This is a genomic window from Fructilactobacillus sp. X2R6C1, assembly GCF_059901295.1.
Map to the genome: position 1 here is coordinate 20,745 of NZ_JBWXUZ010000001.1, position 18,673 is coordinate 39,417.

The 18,673-nt window shown below is 41.8% G+C and carries 19 protein-coding genes; 8 read left to right on the top strand and 11 right to left on the bottom strand.

Annotated features, from left to right (window positions below):
* Window positions 1-2: 2 nt before the first annotated feature.
* The gene (locus AC6UDF_RS00060) at window positions 3-578 is read right to left on the bottom strand and encodes a hypothetical protein (RefSeq protein ID WP_500693257.1); all 576 of its coding nucleotides are present in this window, start codon (window positions 576-578) and stop codon (window positions 3-5) included.
* Window positions 579-700: 122 nt separating this feature from the next.
* Between AC6UDF_RS00060 and AC6UDF_RS00065 the strand changes: the two genes are divergently transcribed.
* Window positions 701-1,549 (top strand): hypothetical protein, encoded by an 849-nt coding sequence (locus tag AC6UDF_RS00065; RefSeq protein ID WP_500693258.1) that lies wholly within the window; start codon window positions 701-703, stop codon window positions 1,547-1,549.
* Window positions 1,550-1,611: 62 nt separating this feature from the next.
* Here the strand turns inward: AC6UDF_RS00065 and AC6UDF_RS00070 are convergent, their stop codons facing one another.
* A complete protein-coding gene (locus AC6UDF_RS00070) occupies window positions 1,612-1,764 on the bottom strand; it encodes a hypothetical protein (protein ID WP_500693259.1) in 153 nt (50 codons plus the stop codon).
* A gap of 27 nt (window positions 1,765-1,791) precedes the next feature.
* Entirely contained in the window at window positions 1,792-2,319 is a 528-nt protein-coding gene (locus AC6UDF_RS00075; protein WP_500693260.1) for a DUF308 domain-containing protein, read from the bottom strand.
* Between the two features lie 247 nt (window positions 2,320-2,566).
* On the opposite strand from AC6UDF_RS00075, the gene AC6UDF_RS00080 reads away from it, so the two are divergent.
* Genes AC6UDF_RS00080 through AC6UDF_RS00095 form a run of 4 tightly spaced genes read left to right on the top strand, consistent with a single transcriptional unit; the run spans window position 2,567 to window position 5,389 of the window.
* On the top strand, window positions 2,567-2,944 hold the full coding sequence (locus AC6UDF_RS00080) for a helix-turn-helix transcriptional regulator (RefSeq protein WP_500693261.1): 378 nt from the start codon (window positions 2,567-2,569) through the stop codon (window positions 2,942-2,944).
* A gap of 20 nt (window positions 2,945-2,964) precedes the next feature.
* A complete protein-coding gene (locus AC6UDF_RS00085) occupies window positions 2,965-3,840 on the top strand; it encodes an ABC transporter ATP-binding protein (protein WP_500693262.1) in 876 nt (291 codons plus the stop codon).
* Window position 3,841: 1 nt separating this feature from the next.
* Window positions 3,842-4,600 carry an ABC transporter permease gene (locus AC6UDF_RS00090; RefSeq protein ID WP_500693263.1) on the top strand — a complete coding sequence of 253 codons (759 nt, stop codon included), beginning with the start codon at window positions 3,842-3,844 and terminating at the stop codon, window positions 4,598-4,600.
* 18 nt (window positions 4,601-4,618) lie between these two features.
* Window positions 4,619-5,389 (top strand): ABC transporter permease, encoded by a 771-nt coding sequence (locus AC6UDF_RS00095; protein ID WP_500693264.1) that lies wholly within the window; start codon window positions 4,619-4,621, stop codon window positions 5,387-5,389.
* 82 nt (window positions 5,390-5,471) lie between these two features.
* Here AC6UDF_RS00095 and AC6UDF_RS00100 read toward each other — a convergent pair whose 3' ends face one another.
* The gene (locus AC6UDF_RS00100; RefSeq protein WP_500693265.1) at window positions 5,472-6,113 is read right to left on the bottom strand and encodes an NAD(P)H-binding protein; all 642 of its coding nucleotides are present in this window, start codon (window positions 6,111-6,113) and stop codon (window positions 5,472-5,474) included.
* Between the two features lie 17 nt (window positions 6,114-6,130).
* Window positions 6,131-7,330, bottom strand: a complete 1,200-nt coding sequence (locus AC6UDF_RS00105) for an MFS transporter (RefSeq protein ID WP_500693266.1) — start codon at window positions 7,328-7,330, stop codon at window positions 6,131-6,133.
* A 227-nt stretch (window positions 7,331-7,557) separates the two neighbouring features.
* Here AC6UDF_RS00105 and AC6UDF_RS00110 point away from each other — a divergent pair, with 227 nt between their 5' ends.
* A complete protein-coding gene (locus AC6UDF_RS00110) occupies window positions 7,558-8,793 on the top strand; it encodes an aminopeptidase (protein ID WP_500693267.1) in 1,236 nt (411 codons plus the stop codon).
* Window positions 8,793-9,674 carry a glycosyltransferase family 8 protein gene (locus tag AC6UDF_RS00115; protein ID WP_500693268.1) on the top strand — a complete coding sequence of 294 codons (882 nt, stop codon included), beginning with the start codon at window positions 8,793-8,795 and terminating at the stop codon, window positions 9,672-9,674. The genes AC6UDF_RS00110 and AC6UDF_RS00115 overlap by 1 nt, the downstream gene beginning before the upstream one ends.
* A gap of 70 nt (window positions 9,675-9,744) precedes the next feature.
* On the opposite strand, the gene AC6UDF_RS00120 is transcribed toward AC6UDF_RS00115, so the two are convergent.
* Window positions 9,745-10,665, bottom strand: a complete 921-nt coding sequence (locus tag AC6UDF_RS00120; protein WP_500693269.1) for a prenyltransferase — start codon at window positions 10,663-10,665, stop codon at window positions 9,745-9,747.
* A gap of 23 nt (window positions 10,666-10,688) precedes the next feature.
* Entirely contained in the window at window positions 10,689-11,603 is a 915-nt protein-coding gene (locus AC6UDF_RS00125) for a prenyltransferase (RefSeq protein WP_500693270.1), read from the bottom strand.
* Between the two features lie 105 nt (window positions 11,604-11,708).
* Between AC6UDF_RS00125 and AC6UDF_RS00130 the strand changes: the two genes are divergently transcribed.
* Window positions 11,709-12,686: a polyprenyl synthetase family protein gene (locus tag AC6UDF_RS00130; RefSeq protein ID WP_500693271.1), complete on the top strand. Its 978-nt coding sequence runs from the start codon at window positions 11,709-11,711 to the stop codon at window positions 12,684-12,686.
* A gap of 8 nt (window positions 12,687-12,694) precedes the next feature.
* On the opposite strand, the gene cydC is transcribed toward AC6UDF_RS00130, so the two are convergent.
* Genes cydC through AC6UDF_RS00150 form a run of 4 tightly spaced genes read right to left on the bottom strand, consistent with a single transcriptional unit; the run spans window position 12,695 to window position 18,651 of the window.
* Complete coding sequence (cydC, locus tag AC6UDF_RS00135; RefSeq protein ID WP_500693272.1) at window positions 12,695-14,434, bottom strand: thiol reductant ABC exporter subunit CydC; 1,740 nt, start codon at window positions 14,432-14,434, stop codon at window positions 12,695-12,697.
* Entirely contained in the window at window positions 14,427-16,169 is a 1,743-nt protein-coding gene (cydD, locus tag AC6UDF_RS00140) for a thiol reductant ABC exporter subunit CydD (RefSeq protein WP_500693273.1), read from the bottom strand. The genes cydC and cydD overlap by 8 nt, the downstream gene beginning before the upstream one ends.
* Window positions 16,170-16,189: 20 nt before the next feature.
* Window positions 16,190-17,215: a cytochrome d ubiquinol oxidase subunit II gene (gene cydB, locus AC6UDF_RS00145; protein ID WP_500693274.1), complete on the bottom strand. Its 1,026-nt coding sequence runs from the start codon at window positions 17,213-17,215 to the stop codon at window positions 16,190-16,192.
* Window positions 17,212-18,651 (bottom strand): cytochrome ubiquinol oxidase subunit I, encoded by a 1,440-nt coding sequence (locus AC6UDF_RS00150; RefSeq protein ID WP_500693275.1) that lies wholly within the window; start codon window positions 18,649-18,651, stop codon window positions 17,212-17,214. The genes cydB and AC6UDF_RS00150 overlap by 4 nt, the downstream gene beginning before the upstream one ends.
* Window positions 18,652-18,673 lie beyond the last annotated feature (22 nt).

Sequence of the window (18,673 nt, forward strand, 5' to 3'; positions counted from 1 at the left end):
TCCTAATCATTTTTGATTAGATCAGTCAAAAAGATGAGCTCCCATGAATTGAAACACACAATCTCGATCTTTTTGAGTTTGATCTTGTGTTCCTCATTTAAAATGGGGTCAAACGGATCGTCAACGGCTCGTGAAATCAGTGAGAAATTGGACGGTTCTCGATTTTTCATGTAGCCGATGCGGTCTTTTTTCTGGTTCTTCTTGTTAATTGTGACGACTTCAAAATTCACTTCACTCCGTGACAGATAATCAAGGACCTCCTGAAGTGGATTCTTAAAAGGAAGGTCTTCAATTGTTTTAATTTGTGGTGTATCCTTAAGCCCATATTCGGTCGCAAGGGTCCGATACTCGATCATCTGTTTTAAGTACGGAGTTCCCGTGTTAAAAACCGGAACTTCTTTCGTCAGATCGATTAATTCGTAGTTATCAAGACGACCTTCGAGGTCAATGGTCCTCATCAGCGCATACTTGTCGTTATGTTTTAAAATGTAACCAACGTCGAATTTATTTTTCCGTTCATTTTCAAAGTATTCCACCATCGTGGTGGGATTGAGTTCATCAATATCAATGTCTTCCATTTTATTAACCTCCTGGGCTCAATTTCATCATACCCAAACGCTCACGATAGTACAAACATTTAGAAAATTGAGTTTAATTGGGTGTAAAATAGATACCAGAAGAACTAATAAAGGGGAATTTCATGTTAAAAAAACTTGTCAAGACGCGTCAATTCAAAACGTTATCGCTGGAATTCGTAGCGTATGCTTTCGTCATTTTAGACTTACTTTATTATGAAGCTTTTCACCTGTCGGCTGAGATTGGTCTAATCTTCATTTTTATGGCGGTTCCAATGGCTTTCTTTGAGTCAAAGGGGAAGGGTTATCAGTGGTCGTGGCTCGCGGCTTCGACCTTGATTTGTGGAGCAGCCGCTTCCGTAATGAATCGACCGTACTTTGTGTTAGCTGTGCTGTTCTTTACCGCCGTTTATGCCTTCATGATTTATCACCCGATTAGTCTGTATCCTAAGTTTTGGATGATGTTGATCTACTGGATGGTGTTCATCTTGGGATGCGACATCATCACGTGGACGGGACGCAAGATTAATATCGTGACCGAGAGTCATAAGCAACTTTTGAGTGCTAATCTCGAGATTATTGGAATTACCCTGTTAGTGATGGTGATTTTGACGGCAATCGGCTACTTCTTGATTCATCGGCAGTTAGAACCCTTACTCATTAAAAACAGCATCATGTTCTGGATTAACGTGGTGTTGAGCGTCCTGTTGGTCATTCAGTCAGCGGTCGTGGTTTTTTGGCTGAAATTTGGACCGTTTCACCTTCACCTTGGTCCGCATTCCGTCATTGGTGGTTTCACGATGGTCGGCGGTAGTTTGATTGCCCTGGTGATTTACATTGAACTGGTGTTTATTATCATTAATTCGATTTGGTCGAGTTACACGATGGGCAAGTGGCAGGTCGTAAGTAGCTTCGTTTACTTGGACCTCGTGCTTGTGTTTATCATGCTGCTTCTGGGCAACTCATTAATTTAAATAAAATTGACAAGAGAAAATGGCTTCACGTATTTGGGTACGTGAAGCCATTTTTGGTTTGCTTAACCTTTGAGATACCAATCAATTAGTGATTGGTCATCTGAATCGGGATCGATAATAATTTGACCCATATCATTAGTTTTAGTTTTTTGAGCCGTATTTTTACTCAACAGATTATTCCAAAAATGTTGGATTTTTTTATCATTATTTTTCATGTGAATCCTTTTTAATTAATCCCTAATTTAAAATGCCATTACCAATAACTTAATTCCTTCAACGATGAAGTAGATCCCGATGAAGATAATAACAACGGCGTTTGAAAGGTATGGGGTAAACAATAGGATAATTCCAATGATGATTCCGATGATGCCGGCCGTTACGATTAACCAGTAGTAACGTTTGGCTGACTTCTGTTGTGCTTTGGTTACCGAGTAGATGCTTAGACCAGAGTCAACGATGAACCAGATCGCAAAGGCGATGGCGATGAGGTAGAAGCCAAATGATCGGCTGAATAACAGGATCAGACCAATGATGATATCGATAATTCCATTGATGATAATCAAGTATCCCGAAACATCAAAGTTCTTTTGCAGTTGATGATGAAGCACCAAGTGGTACAGGCCAATGCAGAGTGCCACGATTCCTAAAATAACGGCTAGTGCCTGCAGTGTGGCAAATGGCTTGATGAAGACAAAGAGTCCAGCGGCAACAAAGATAATTCCCGCAATTAGGGCCCATCCATCAAAACCCCTTTCTTTTTCATTAAACATATAAAACGCTCCCTTTATTTAAAGCTATTACATGGTCAATTATAACGTAGTTTGTGAGGAATGGTGAAAATAAAAAACAGCTAACTGCACGTTGATAGTGTGTGATTTGGGAACAGTTATGCACCTAACTATGCAAACATTAATTAACATAATTCCACCTTAGAAGTGCTATTCCTTATAAAGGAGTGCTTTATTATTTTTCTGTCTACGTTATATTTAAATTAATAAAACTTAAAGGAGTACATAAATGAAAATTATTTTTGCTCAGCAATTACAAAAATTACGAAAAGAAAAGGGAATTTCTCAAGAAGAGTTGGCAAATGATTTATATGTGACCCGTCAAACAGTTTCGAAATGGGAACTTGGTGAAACTACTCCAAATTTAAATACAATTGAGAAAATTGCCAAAATTTTTCAAATTCCAGTAGAGGTGTTGTTATTTGGTAATAAACCAGATAAAAATTCATCTAATCAAAATGGATACAATTCTCCTCAAAACGTTAACGAAAGATATCATCCGATTAATAATGTGTGGGAATTCTTAGCTAGATATTGGTGGATTGTTTTAATTTTGATTTTAGTATCTGGATTTGTGTTTACCGTAGCAGAAATGTTCCATAGTTAAGTTTATAGAGAGGAATTGGTATGCTTTCAGTAAAAGATATTAGTATTTCTTTTGGGAAAAATCATGTTTTGAAAAATGTTTCATTTGAAGTTAAATCTGGTGAAATTGTAGGTTTAATCGGTCCTAATGGAGCCGGTAAAAGTACGATTATGAAAACAATTTTAGGTCTTCTAAAGTTTAAGGGGTCAGTTTCCTTAAATGGTCAAAGTGTCACCACTACTAACCATATTGCACTGAAAAAAGTGGGAGCGTTGGTTGAAAATCCAGCTATTTATCCATTTTTAACAGGGATGGAGAACCTTAAACTATATAGTAAAGATTCAACAGATATGCATCATATTGTTTCGTTATTACAGATGAATTCATACATTGACCAAAAATCTAAAAATTATTCTATTGGAATGAAACAAAAATTGGGGATTGCAATTGCTTTATTAAATAAGCCTGATTTAGTTATTTTGGATGAGCCAATGAACGGTTTAGATATTGAAGCTACCATTAGTGTTAGAAAGATCATTAGGGAATATGCCCAAAATGGGACTGCCTTTTTAATTTCTAGTCATATATTATCAGAATTACAGAAAGTCATGACGGATATTTTAATTTTAAAAAATGGCAAAATAATTTTAAGTAAGTCATTACAAGAAATTTTTGAAACTAATGATCAAAAATACCGATTAATTACACGAAATATGAATAAGACAAAAGATATCTTAAAGAAATTCAAAGTTGATTTTATTGATGAAAGTGATTTTTATGTAATTAATCGAAGCAATTTGGATAAAATTCAAGAAATTCTGGCTGATAATAGTATTTATCTTGAAGAGTTGACTCCTGATAATGGTAATTTGGAAAAGATTGTAGTCCAAATTCTGGAGAAAGAGGGGGTTCAATAGAATGATTGCCAGTTTACGACATGAATTTTATAAATTTGTTCACCAAAGATTACCCTTATATGGAATTGCGATTTTGTTTGTTTTAATGCTTTACAGTGCCATAACGGGAAATAATGACAATTTAGTGGTTACACAAGGCTTCGGTATGGGCCAATGGTCCATCGTGATTTTAATTGCGATTGCGTCTGATTTTATTGCCATTGAATACCGTAATCATACTATTAGTACTCTGTTTTATAAAACATCTAATAAATTCAAGATTTATTTATCTAAGTTTATGATTGTGATGTTTTATGGAATAACTTTATTAGGACTTGGTTCCTTTGTGACTTTGATATTTACATTCTTTTTAGCTAATCAAGAATTTTCCTGGTTTTCGCTTGTTAATGATCAACATACTGTTTTAATTTCCCTCTTATTGAATATCATTGGTTATCTATTGTATATGATTTTTGTGATTGCACTTACTTTTCTTCTTATTTGTTTAACCCAAAATGAATCGTTTGTAATTGCAATGGGACTATTAATCGTGTTTTTAGGATCGAATATCTCAACCGCCATCATGAAAAGCATCCCGACTTCAGTCAATTTTATAAAATGGAATCCGTTGAATATGATTTATGTAATTAATCAATTATCTAATAAAAAGTACTTCCTATTTTCAAATTTAAGTAATGTTCAGTTAATAATAGGCACGCTTATTTATGGACTAGGATTTTTTGTTGTTGGGTATTTTATTTTTAAGCATCAACGGATTTAAAATGGAGGGGATCTAGTTATGCTACGTTGTTTACATCAGGAATTTTATAAAAGTATTCACCGAAAAATTGTTTATATTGCACCATTTTTAATTCCCGTTTATACGGTCATTGTTAAGATGGCTTCTGGTAATCAACAAAATAATTTGTTAGCTATGACAAATGACGATTCAAATCAGATTATTCCACTAGTGTTAATCATTGTCTGTTCGACACTTTTTACGATGGAGTATCAGAATAATGCGATTTTAACGATCCTTTATAAAGCTCCGCAAAAAGCTGACGTTTATTTTGCTAAAGTACTGATTGCATGTAGTTATGCGATAATATTACATTTATTTTCAATAATTTGCTTTTTTATTTTCCAGTTAGTTCCGTTTACTTCTTTGTCAATAAATTGGTTAGATTTATATCAATATCACAGTCCGTTAATTATAAATATGATTATTTTTAATTTAGTGGATTTGGTTGCATCTTTATTGATAATTAGTTTGGTATTTATTGCATCGTGCATTATTAATTCAAATGCGGTAGTTATTACAACTAATATTCTCATCGTTTTGATTGGTCAATTCGTCTCAGGCAATTTAGTAGATAAAAGTAATTCATTTTCTAATATATTAAAATGGAATCCCTTTAATATGCTGAACTTGACTAATCAATACTATAACTACGGAACTTATCATTTAACAACTCTTTTGAGCAATGGTCAATTAATGATTGGAACATTGGGATGGTCACTCACATTTTTAGTGTTAGGGTACATAATTTTTCAGAGAAAAAGTTTTTGATTAATATTTTTTATAAATAACGAAAAATACCTTTAGATCGGATTGATAAAATCCATCTAAAGGTATTTATATTGTTTAACTTTTAATAAAATGAAGGTTTTGACAGATTCTCCGTACCAGGCTCAACCACGCCAATGTCTTCACGTTGGTATTTACTTGGGTCTTCGATGATGCTGATGATTAACTTGGCAATGGCTTCCCGGGTGACTTGCGCACCCTTAAACGGTTTACCAGCGGGAATAACTTCGTATTTTTCGTTGTTCTTGTCGTTATAAAGCCAGGTCATCTTCAAGTAGGTGTAGTCAATGTCGGAATCAAGCAGTTCCTTATAGGCTTTCTTGGGATCGGCGTAGGTACTGCCAATCATCTCGTTGTTCCACTTCTTAAATGGTCCAACGACCGTATCGTCAACGTCCAGGAGACCAGCGACGATTAAACGTTTAACGTCTGCCTGGTCCATGGACTTGATAACGGAACTCATTGCCTCAGCGTGGGGAACATCCGAAAAGACGATGTCTTGGCCCTTCATGACGCTTGTCAGGGTTTCATTATCATTGATGTCGCCGTCAACGACAGTTTCTCGTTTGGGGTCACTGACAGTTAACCGACTTTTAGCGTTACGCGCTAGTAGGGTCATGTCAACGTCGGTGTCCTTTAATAATTTTTGAATTACGATGCTAGGAATTTGTCCCGCGGCACCTAAGATTAGTACTTTTTTTGCCATATGCAATTCCTCCGTTTCTATTCATCACTTTTGACGCCCTTAGTGTGACGCATTTCGTAACGAACTACAAATGTTATGAACGCCGAAAACAGTAAAATAATGGCGACAATCGTGTAGGGATAGTGCGGGTTAATGTCCATTAGAACCCCGGAAAAGATGGGTCCGATGATGTTACCAACACTGGTTAGTGACATGTTTAAGCCGTTGATTAATCCCTGGTTATTCTTGCCAAAACGAGTTAGAAGTGTTGTAATGGCAGGTCTGAGCACGTCAAAGGCACAAAAGACCACTAGGGTGGCAATGATGACTTCGATTTTGCTGTGAGCAAACAGAATCCAGACGATACAGATGGAACTAAGAACGAAACAGTCGCGGATGAGACCGAGTTCACCGCGCATTCGGACTAAGCGATCGAAGAAGACGACCTGAAGGACGAGAGAAATCATCCCGTTGATGATTAGGACGACAGCAATGTTATCAAGGGTAAAGTGAAAGACCTGGTTCACGTAGATCGTGTAGATACTTTCAAAGCCCTGCAGGCCAAATGATGAGATTAAAATCATGGCAAAAAGGGCAATCATGGTCCCGTTTAAGATGGACTTCAGGCCCTTTTCGGTGATGTGGACTTCCTCCATGACGGGATTTTTTTGATTGGTCTGTTTGATGTGCTTGGGAAGTCCTATGACAAAGAAGATGACGGCGATGATGCCAAGGACGCCCGCAAACCAGAACGGCGTCTTGTACCCAAACTTGGCGAGTGCACCACCAATCCCGGGACCGATGATTAAACCACCACTAAAAGCGGCTGAGAGCAGGCCAATGACCTTGGCCCGTTGTTCTGAAGACGACAGGTCAGCGGCCATTGCCATGGACGTTGGCACCACCATGGCGGCTGAAATTCCACCAATTAGTCGGGAAATATCGAATAACAGCAGCGTGTTAGATGCCGCAAACATCATTTCCGAGACGGAATAAAGGATTAGACCTCCAGCCAGAATTGGTGCTCGTCCAATCTTGTCTGAAATCCGGCCCACAAACGGCGATCCGATGAACTGAGCTAAGGCGTATAGTGAAGTCATGGTTCCCATCTGAGCGGTGGTTAGATGATATTCGTTTTTAATGAAGGGTTCGACTGGAATTACCAGACTCATCCCTAAACAAATGATAAAATTCGCAATAATCAGGATGAAAATTGCTCGTTTGGCAGCTTTTGACACGTCGATCCCTCCCGTTTCGTTAAGTAATATCATCCATTTTAGCACGGTATCACGCGCTTGCTCCAGTCCCTTTCTGAGAAATTGTGAAGTCAGATAAGTTGAAAAGCCGTGGTTTCGGACTTACATTCCGTAAGTTAAATTTTGATTGCAAAGCGTTACACTTATTAATTGTAATTGAAAATAAAAATCAATAGAATGGATGCAACGAGAGAAGAAGGGATGATTACATGAAGAAGGAAGAATTAGATCGTAATTTAAAAAAGTATGCGGAATTGATTGTCAAGGTCGGAGTAAACGTCCAACCGGGCCAGACGGTCGTTCTGTATATCTCTGATCATCACCAGGACTTGGCCCACATGATTGTGAAAGAAGCCTATAAAGCTGGGGCCGCCGATGTGATGGTTAAGTGGGACGACACCTTTGTGTCGCAACAATTTTTAGAACATGCCAGTGACGACCGGTTGGAAAACATTCCCCAATACATGATTGATGAGGCCAACTACATCGTTGATAAGCATGCCGCTCGGATCTCAGTTTTGTCGGAGGACCCGGCTGCTTTTGCCAAAATCGATCCCAAACGAGTGGCCAAAAACACGGCGGCCATGGGGAAGGCCACGAACGCGGTCCGGGTTGCTACGCAGAATAACGACTTAACCTGGACGGTCGTGGGTGCCGCTGACACAGCCTGGGCGAAACAGGTTTTTCCTGACTTGCCGGATGACGAATCCGTTGATAAGTTGTGGCGCGAGATTTTCAAAACCGCTCGAGTTGATAACGACGACCCCATTCAGGCTTGGAAGGACCACAAGGACCAACTCCAAGAAAAGGCAGCTTGGTTAAATGAGGAACAGTTTGACACACTGCAGTACCATTCCCCACGAACTGACATGGAGGTCGGATTGCCCAAGCACCACGTCTGGGTAGGGGCTGGCAGTACCAGTGTTGATGGCATTAAGTTCATGCCCAACATGCCGACCGAAGAGGTTTTCACCGCTCCTGACAAACGCCGCATTAACGGTCACGTCACTTCGACGAAGCCGTTAAGCTATTCTGGCACTTTGATTGAAGACATGGAGTTCACTTTTAAGGACGGACAGGTCGTAAAGGCTACCGCCAAGAAGGGGCAAAAGACACTTGACCACTTCCTTGCCACAGATCCGGGAGTTCGTTCGCTCGGAGAAGTTTCACTGGTGCCGGATCCCAGTCCAATTTCACAATCGGGCATTATCTTCTACAACACCCTGTACGACGAAAATGCCAGTGATCACATGGCCCTGGGCGCTGCTTATCCATTCAGTGTTGTTGGAGGGACCGAGATGAGTCCGGAAGAACAAGACCAGGCTGGCTTAAATAGCAGTCAAGAACACGTTGATTTCATGATGGGTTCTGACGACATGAACATCGACGGTGTTAAAGCTGATGGGACGGTCGTTCCCGTCTTTCGTAACGGAGACTGGGCCTAGTGAAAAAACCAATTGAAGTGGCTCATCCACTGACGATTGCGTCCACCACTGACAACAACATGGCACTGCCGCTGGCGATTAATTACACTTCCATCCTTTTAAACAATCCTGACGCTGACTTTGAGTTTTTTGTCGTCAACGATCATCTAAATCCCAAAAATCAGAACTTAATTGCTACCCTCCCGAAACTTTTTAGAAATTGTCGAACGGTGAAATTTTTAAAGCCCCACGAGGATCGCTACCAGAAGGCCAACACGGACGCCCCAAACAGCATCATCAAACGCAATACTTACTATCGCATTGATATTCCAGAAGAAATTGACCGTCCCAGGATTCTCTATCTTGACGCTGATATGATTTGTGTGGGAAACATTGATGAACTTTATCACGCTGATCTAAATGGGAAAGTAATTGGCGCCGTTGAAAATGCTGGTTATTTGGACCGCTTACGTGAGATGGGAATCAGTGAGAAAACTGGCCATTACTTTAACGCCGGCCTGTTACTAATTGATACCAAGAAATGGCGTAGCGCCGGTATTTCACAAAAAGCACGGCGACTTGCGAATGACCATCCAGAAATGTTACGGTTTCAGGATCAGGACGCCTTAAATGCCATTTTTAACGGTGATTGGCAGGCATTACCCTCCAAGTACAACGTGCAAAGTAACCTTATTAAAGGCAAGTACCGCAAAAGTGAGACGACGGACGGGCAACGTTCTCAAATTGAGGCGTTGGATCATCCCGTCATTGTGCACTACACAAACTTCGATAAGCCGTGGATTGTCAAGGTGGATCATCTGCATCCCTTGAGAAGTCTGTATGATGAGTACCAAAATAAATTACTGAATCAACTAGCGTGGTACGTTAGTAATCATCATTAGTTTTAGATCTAAAAAAGCACTTCAGAAAATTCTGAAGTGCTTTTAGTTTATTTAAAGAAGTGCTTTTGGTTTATTTAAATAGGTAGATGATAATGGTACCAATCATGTACGTCAAAATGTACAACATGACGATCAGTGAAACGTTTTTAACGATGACGTTATAAATTTCCCCCTTGTTTTGATTGAATTTGAACACTTTGACTTTGGTCCAAACGTAGGGATAAATTAGAATGGTCAGTAGGGCAAAGTAAGGAACGATGCCGACTGCCAAAGAAAGAATCGGAATTACGATGATTGAGAGCCAGTAGACCAAGTCAAACACCTTAATGGCGTTCTTTTTCCCGATGTAGTCGACTAGTGTATGACGGTTATTTCCAATGTCTTGTTCGAGGTCACACGTGTCGTTTGCGAGTTGGATGATAAAGAAGAGGATAAACGGTAATAGTGTCACCAAAAAGGCGTCCAGCACACTCATAAGGGTGAAGTTCCATCGGTGGATGCTTCCCATGTACATGTAAATCAGCGGAACAAAGAACGGAATTAACGTGGCGACCGCTAACTCACAGAATGGGGTGGCGTCTAAGGGCTTTGGTCCTGCCGAGTACGCCAGTCCCAATAGAAAACCAATTACACCGATGACCAGCGTGGGCCATCCGGTAAAGTAACTCAGGATCAAACCGGCGATTATAATGAAAGCGGCAAAACCGTACAACCAGTGCCGAATCATCGTGAGACTCAGATGATTACTCCCAATGGTGCTCGTACTGTGCTTGTAGTCCGTCTTGTCGGTGGCGTGTTCGTAGTCTTCGAGGTTGTTCTGCATGTTTAAAAATAGGTGCAGGGCGATGACAATCACGAAGGCACAGATGGCATACAGCCAGTTAAACGAGCCGTAGTAATAATAAGAAAAACTAGCCGCAAGTATGAGCCACGTCACGTCCAGCGGTGTTGTGTAAATCTCAGTTAGTTGATAAAAATACTTCCAGGTCATGATTTACCTCCAGTGTAAATGAATTAAAGAAAGATTTTGATGATGGTTCCGATCATGTATGTAATGATATACAACCCCATTAACATTGTCACCCCACCAACGATTTGATGATAGACTTCTTGCTTGTTCTGGTTGGTTTGAAAAACTTTAACTTTCTTCCAGGCCAGCGGATAAGCCAAAATAATTAAATTTGAGATGATTGGGACGTATCCAAAGAAGGATAAAATTGGTATGATTAAGATTGTCAACCAGAAAACAATTGTAAATAATTTAATTGCGTCTGATGGTCCGATGTAATACACCAGGGTGTAGCGATGATTCCCAATGTCTTCTCTTAGGTCACAGGTGTTGTTGGCGAGTTGGGTGATGTAGGCAAGCACAAACAGGAACATGGTGACCAAAAAGACGTCGACGATACTGTCCCAGGAAAAGTGAAAGCGATGAATGCTTCCTAGATAGACGTAGACCAGCGGGTCAAAAAACATGATGAGCATGCCGGTCGCAAGTTCACAAAATGGGGTGGAGTCCACTGGTCTCGGACCCGCCGAGTAGGCTAGTCCGAGGCCAAAGCCGATGATGCCGATGATTAGTGTCGGCCAACCGGTGAGGTATGCGAGCGTGAGTCCAAGGACGGCGACAATTATCCCCATTATTACGACCCATTTCCAGATCATCCGGGTACTTAGGTGGTACTTACCAATGATACTGGTAGCGTGCTTGTAGTCGGTCACGTCGGTCGCGTGTTCGTAGTCTTCCAGGTTGTTATGTAGGTTTAAAAACAGATGCATCAAGAACACGATGAAGAAAGCCCAGATGGCATACAGCCAGTTAAAAGAACCGTAAAAGTAGTACGAAAAGCTGGCACAGAACAGTAGGATTAAGACGTCGACTGGGGTGGTGTACATCTCGGTTAGTTGATAAAAGTATTTCCACTTCATTGTTTTGCCTCCGAAAGTCATTGTTAATGTTATTATTATTAAGGATAATGCTGTTATTATAGTACCATGAAAATATCGTAAGGTTACCATAAAAAAGGAAAAGACATGAAAACAACCATTTGGAATAAATTTCCTGAAATTGAATCTGAACTGGTTCAAGTTCAATCACTCATAAGTAAAGAGATTCAGGTTCCTGAGGCCGAGTTTAAACGGGGAATCGAAGAACTAATTAACGGAAACGGCAAGATGCTAAGGGCGGCGCTCCTGTTAATCGCGGGTAACTTTGGCACGGAAGCAGTTGAGCGAGAGAAACTCCTCCAGGCCGCCGCTTCAATTGAGGTCATTCATTTGGCTTCTTTGGTCCACGATGACGTCATTGACCAATCGGACCTAAGACGGGGGGAAGATACGTTAAACGCTCAATTTGGCCAGCGCGAAGCCATCTACCTGGGTGATTACCTGTTCACGAAATACTTTGAAATGCTTTTGGACTATGCCCCGAGTTTTGATAATTTGCGTTACAACGTTGAAAGCATGAAGGACGTCTTGTTTGGCGAGTTGGCCCAAGACGAAAGTAAGTATGATTTAGACCGAAGTGAACAGGACTACTTTGATTCAATTCAGGGAAAGACGGCGGAACTCTTCAAAGTGGCAATGGGGGAGGGCGCCATTCTTTCAATGGCTGACAATAACACCGTCCAGATTGCTGAGCAGATTGGTTTGAACTTTGGGATGGCGTTTCAGATTCGAGACGACCTCCTGGACTTTGAGCCAGACGTTGAAACCGAAAAGCCCACTCTGCACGATGCCAGTGAGGGCGTGTATACCTTGCCCGTCATTGAAACTTTCAAGACCGCTGACGGTCCGAAGTTAAAAAAAATCCTAAAAAAAGACCAGCTTAAAAAAGCTGATCTAAAAGAAATTGCTAAAATTGTGAGTGACAGTGGCGGAATGCAAGCGGCGCGTCAGATTTATACGCAGTACTTAGACGACGCTTTTGACCTAATTGCGCAGTTACCACAATCTGAGAGTACCGCTGTCCTTAAAACCATCATTTCGGAATTGTTTCAGTATTCTAAATAACCGAATAATTATTTCCCAACGTCCATTGCGTACAGTCTACGATAACGGGCGTTATTTTTATACAATGCTTGCGGATTTCCTTCCATTTTGATGACGCCGTTTTCAAGGAAGATAACCTCATTCATTTCGTCTAAGCCTTGAAGGTGATGGGTAACCCAAATCATGGTTTTGTCTTTTAAAACTCGACTGATGGTGTTAATCAGGTTATTTTCGGTAATCGGGTCCAGTCCCACCGTAGGTTCATCTAGTAGGACAATTGGATTGTCCTGCAAAAGAATGCGGGCGAGCGCAATTCGTTGCCGTTGTCCGCCAGAGAATCTGATTCCGTTTTCCTTGACGTTCGTTTCATAGCCGTCTGGTAGTGATTCAATGTAATCAGACAATCCTACGGCCTTGATGGCCCTTTTGACGTCTTCGTCAGTAGCAGTTTCGTTTCCGATTCGGACGTTGTTTAAGACCGACGTGTCAAATAGAAACGGACTCTGATCCAGGACACTGAACCATTTATAGCTGTCAGACTCAAACTTGTAGGCGTCGATGTTGTTGATTAAGACGTGTCCAGTCGTTGGCGTAAGCGCTCCGGTTAAAAGCTGCAAGAGGGTTGTCTTTCCAACTCCGCTGGGTCCGATGATTGCTAACTTGTGGTGTTTATCAATCTTAAACGAGACGTCTTTGATGATGTCACTTGGATCATCTTGGTAGTGAAAAGTCACGTGATCGAGTTTAATGGAATTAAAGTCAGATGGGGCGGGCAACTTTTCGTCTGAGACGTACGGTTTCCTCTCTTCGTCTGAAAGTTGATTCAAGTGGACCACCGAATCACTGTACATTGGCCACTCTTCTAAGGCTTGAGATACTGGGACGAAGGCATCCATCAGTGGGAAGATTCCCATGACGAAGGCGGCCGCGTAGTTAACGAGTTCCTGTGACCCCTTGAAGTACAGGTTAGACCAAAGCAGGGTCCCGATGATGACGATTGCGAAGACCACTTTAATGAGAAATTCACGATTCCACTCAAATAAGTGGGTCTGATCGTTAGACTTGGCAATCTTCGGGTCGTTTTTTCTGACATGATTAAGAAAGCCCTTTTCTCGACCGGAAATCATCCAGTCCGCGATTCCAAGGGTTGAATCCGTCAGATTTTCATAAGACTGGTGGAGTAGCGACTTTTGGTATTCCTTAGAAGCCCCCCGCATGGCCTCAGAGGCAAGTGGGACAAAGAACAAAATGATGGTAAACGCAACGAACATGAAGATGGCATAGGGCCAACTAATGATGCCTAAGGCTACAATGATGATGATACCCGTGATGTAGGCCACAAGGGTTGGAAATATGGTTCTCAGGTACAGGTTTTCAAGGTGGTCAATGTCGTCGGCTAGGACGCCCAGTAAATCACCGGTCTGAAATTTCTCACTCAAAAAAAAGGCGGATGATTCCAGGGTAGTGTAGAGCCGTTTTCGAAGGGCGGACGTTACCTTTAAGACCCAGTTATGACTGTTTAGTCGCTCTAAGTACTTAAAGACCGGTCGGCCAATTCCGAAGGCCCGCGTTAAGATGACCGGGACGTAAACGATCAGGATGTTGTAGGGATGAGTGGCCGAACGACTAATTAAGTAGCCGGCAACGAACATCAATCCAATCCCACACCCAAAGGTCAAGACTCCGAGAAAGAAGACCCAGAATAACAGGACCTTGTACTTGGTCAGGTATGGTTTAATCCACGTATCGTTTTTAAGTAGTTTACGCATTGTTTCCACCTCGAATCTCACTAATCAATTGCTTGTAGGCTCCGTTTTGGTTGGATAATTCAGTTTGAGTTCCTTGTTCAACGATTTTGCCGTCTTCCATGACTAGAATGTAGTCCATTTCGTTCATCCAATGAAGTCTGTGGGTCGCAAAGATGACGAGGTGGTTTTTGAAGATCGGAACCATGGTTTGTTTCAGTTGATATTCGGTTTCAATGTCCAAATGGGCGGTTGGTTCATCTAACAGGAGAATCGTTCGCTCGGTATCAAGCAGGGTTCGGGCCAGGGCAATTCTTTGGGCCTGACCGCCACTAATTCCTCTGCCACCTTCGCCAATCTTGGTATTCGCCTTGTCGGGAAGACTGGCGACAAACTTAGACAGACCCGCTTTTTCGATGGCCGAGTTAATGGCGTAAGCCTTAGCATCGGGTTTATAAAAGGCGACGTTTTGGGCAATGCTTCCGGCAAAGATGTATGGATCCTGGGGGATGTAACTGATGTGCTTCTGCCATTCCGATTGAGCGAGACTGTCAACTGCTTGACCGTCAACGTTGAATGGGAGATGACCGTTTTCGTTGGTTGGAGACAGCCAGCCTCCAAGGAGGTTTAAAAGCGTGGACTTTCCCGAGCCAGACCGACCCACGATTCCGATGTTAACGAATCCGTTCAGATTGAAATTGGCATCAGCGATATTGTCCTCCTTTTGGTCGTAACTGAAGTTTAAGTCACTGACCTTTAAGGTACTGTCCTTAGTCCAGTTGTGAAAGTTGGTTAGTTTAATTTTGCTGGTTGGACTTGGTAAATCCAGAATCTTGTTAATGTCAATCAGGGCATTTTTGCCGTCCAAAGTGGCATGGTAGTCATTTCCGTAATCTCTGACCGGTAAAAAGTAGTCCGGGCAGAGAATTAGGATGATTAGGGCTGGAAGCAAGGTCACCGTTCCATTAATTAATTTCACACCTAATAAGACGGCCACGATGGCAATTGACATGGTCGTAAAGAAGTCGAGGGCAAACGTCGATAGTAAAGCGACCCTTAACACGCTCATCGTGCTCTTTCGGTAATTTTCACTAACCCGATAGATGTTATCTCCGTAGGATTTACTGAGGCCAAAGAGCTTGAGGGTCTTAAGCCCCCGCATGCTGTCGATGAAGTTATTGGACATCTCTTTAAAGCCAGAATACTGTCGGTCAGATTTAGCCTGAGCGGCGAGTCCTAGAATAATCATGAACAAGATGATTACCGGAAAGACCAGTAGCATCACGACCGCTGAGAGCCAGTTAACGAAGAAGCAGTACAAAAGGATGATCCATGGAATGATCGCCAGGTTAATGGTCTTCTGCAAGATGAGGTTAAGGTAGTTTTCGACCTTATCAATCCCTTCAAGTGCTAGGGTTACCATGTGACCTGATCCGATGTTTGAGACCATGGCGGGTCCTAGTTCGAATTCTTTTTGTAGGAGTTGTTCTTTTAACTGACTACTAGCCTGACTGGCAAATTTATCGGTAATTTGATTTTCAATTCTTGTGATCAGGTATCTTAATGCGAAAGCAACAAAAAAAGATAGCACAGGTATGGTTAACGCTGCTATCTTTTTTTGTTCCCAAGTAAGCACCATTGCCTGTGAGAGAAAAAGGGCTTCTAGAATGATAGCGACCGATTGGACGACTGCTAGAATACTTAGCTTGGCAATTAATTTTTTGACCCCAGGAATTGATAGAAGTTGTTTATCAAACATGTTTTATCAATCCTTAATTTTTAATATCCAGAATTGGCATCTTCCATATCTTTAAGCGAAATGCGATGCCATTGTGAGACGTAACTCCAGGTAAAGTAGATCGCGATGAGCGGTAGGAGGATACATGCCACGATGGTCATTACAACTAACGTATATGGTGATGAAGAAGCGTTTGCGATTGAAATCGTGTGAACTGGATCATTGGCACCCAATACGTTAGGGAATAAACCAATAAAGATCAGGATTACTAGTAAGGCGAGGGTACTGGTACTTGCAAGATAAGCTTGTACTTCATGACCAGAGCCACTAGCAATTTGACCCCAAATAGTTGTAGCAACGATTAATGCTAATACTACTACAGTTGAGACCAAATGTGTCTCGAAAAAGTTAGTTTGGAAATATAAGGCAATCACAACTAGGATCTCCACTGGGTAAGCCAACCAGTACAGGTTGGATGCCATTGCTGAGGCGTGGTATCGAATTAAGCCCGCCGTGTGCAAGGAAATGTAGTGAAGGCCTTGGTAGAGACATAAAGCAGTTACCGTGATTCCACCAAGAATTGAAAGTGGGTTAACAACGTCGAAGAAGGTGACGTAGATGTTACCCTGACCATCCATTGGCAAACTTTGAATCATGTCGGTAAAAAGCATTCCGAACAGGAAGGGGATGAAGACACTTCCGAAGAAGTTGGCCCACATCCATCGGTTTCGGCCCTTTTTGGTCTCTGCGTTTTCGGAGAATTCAAACGAGACTCCCCGAAAAATTAGAGCCACCAGGATAAAGAACAGCAGGAGATAGAATCCGGAGAACAACGAGGCGTACCACATTGGCATCGCCGCAAACATTGAACCACCAGCGGCAACCAAGAAGACTTCGTTTCCACTCCAGTGGGGTCCAATCGTTCGAAGTACCAAAGCTGCTTCGTCGTAATTACTAGCCAGCAGTCTTGTTGACATTCCGGCCCCAAAATCAGCTCCATCGAGAATTAAGAACAGTGCAAACAGTAATCCGATTAAGAAATACCATAAAAGTTGTAATAAACTCATTTCTCAAAAGCCTCCTTTGAAAATGGATCTTCGGTATCGTAGCTCTCGTGATCGCCGACACCTTCAGGCCCCTTGTAAAGTGATTTTCGTGCGTAAATAAACATGAAGACACCCAAAGTGGCAAATAAGAAGAAGTAAATAATAATGGTAAAGAGCACGGAAGCCGCCGTCGTACTTGGCGAAACCGCCTTGGCAATTGGCAGTAATCCGTAGACAACCCATGGGTCACGACCTCTTTCAGTAACCAGCCAACCACAGGTGTTAATAATGAACGGTCCAAATGTTCCAACCGTCAGCAGTAGCGTCAACCACCACTGCTTCCCAATCGTATTCTTCTTTTTCCTTGAGAACCAAAGACCACAAATGGCTAAGAAAGCTAGTGTCATTGCACCAAATACCATGATTCTAAATGAGTAGAACAAAGTGTTTACTGGTGGGTAGTAGTTCATATCTTTGCCAAACTGACTATTCCACTTCTTGTGTAATTTTGCATTAGTTTCATTCATACCAGTAACCGATCCACTTAGCTTGTGGTAGGTCAAGATGTCCATCATGTATGGAATCTCAATCTTGAAACTAGCACGGTGTTCGTTAGTATGAGCGAATTCAACGGCCGTCCAAGCAGCTGGACTTTTAACGTTTTCAAATTCACCTTCAGCAGCGGCGAATTTCATTGGTTGTTGATGGCTTAAGTAAAGCATCTGTTGGTCTCCACTAAGGAAGCTACCGCAGACAGCAATCAAACCAACGACTAAACCAATTCGCATTGATTTTCTGAAGAAGTCGGGCCACTTTTTTCTAAAGATCATCCAAGCCGATGCACCAGCAACGATGAAACCACCGGTAACACAGGCTCCGAAGATAACGTGGGGAAATTCGTACCAGAGTTGTTGGTTGGTCAGGATGGCGCTAAAACTAGTCATTAAAGCGTGTCCGGTCTTAGGGTCAATCCGGTAACCAACTGGATGTTGCATGAAACTGTTGGCTGATAGAATCCAAAGTGCTGAAATGGCTGAACCAAAGAAGACCAACCAAATCATCAGGGCGTGCCAAGCGGGTTTTAATTTGTCCCAGGTGAACATCCAAACCCCGATAAACGTTGATTCCAAGAAGAAGGCTAACAGAGCTTCGATGGCTAACGGCGCTCCGAAGATGTCACCCATAAATCTTGAGTAATCAGACCAGTTCATCCCGAACTGGAATTCTTGAATCAAACCAGTTACAACTCCGACCGCGAAACTAAGTAAGAAAATCTTACTCCAAAATCTCGTCATCGTCTTATAGACTGGTTTTTTGGTCACCGCATAGAAGGTTTCCATGATTGCAACGATCAATGCCAATCCAATTGACATTGGGACGAAGAAGAAATGGAAAATCGTGGTTTCAGCGAACTGAATCCGCGCTAGCGGCAAAACACTTAAACCTAAATTAAGCATTGTGAATAGTTCCTCCTTAAAT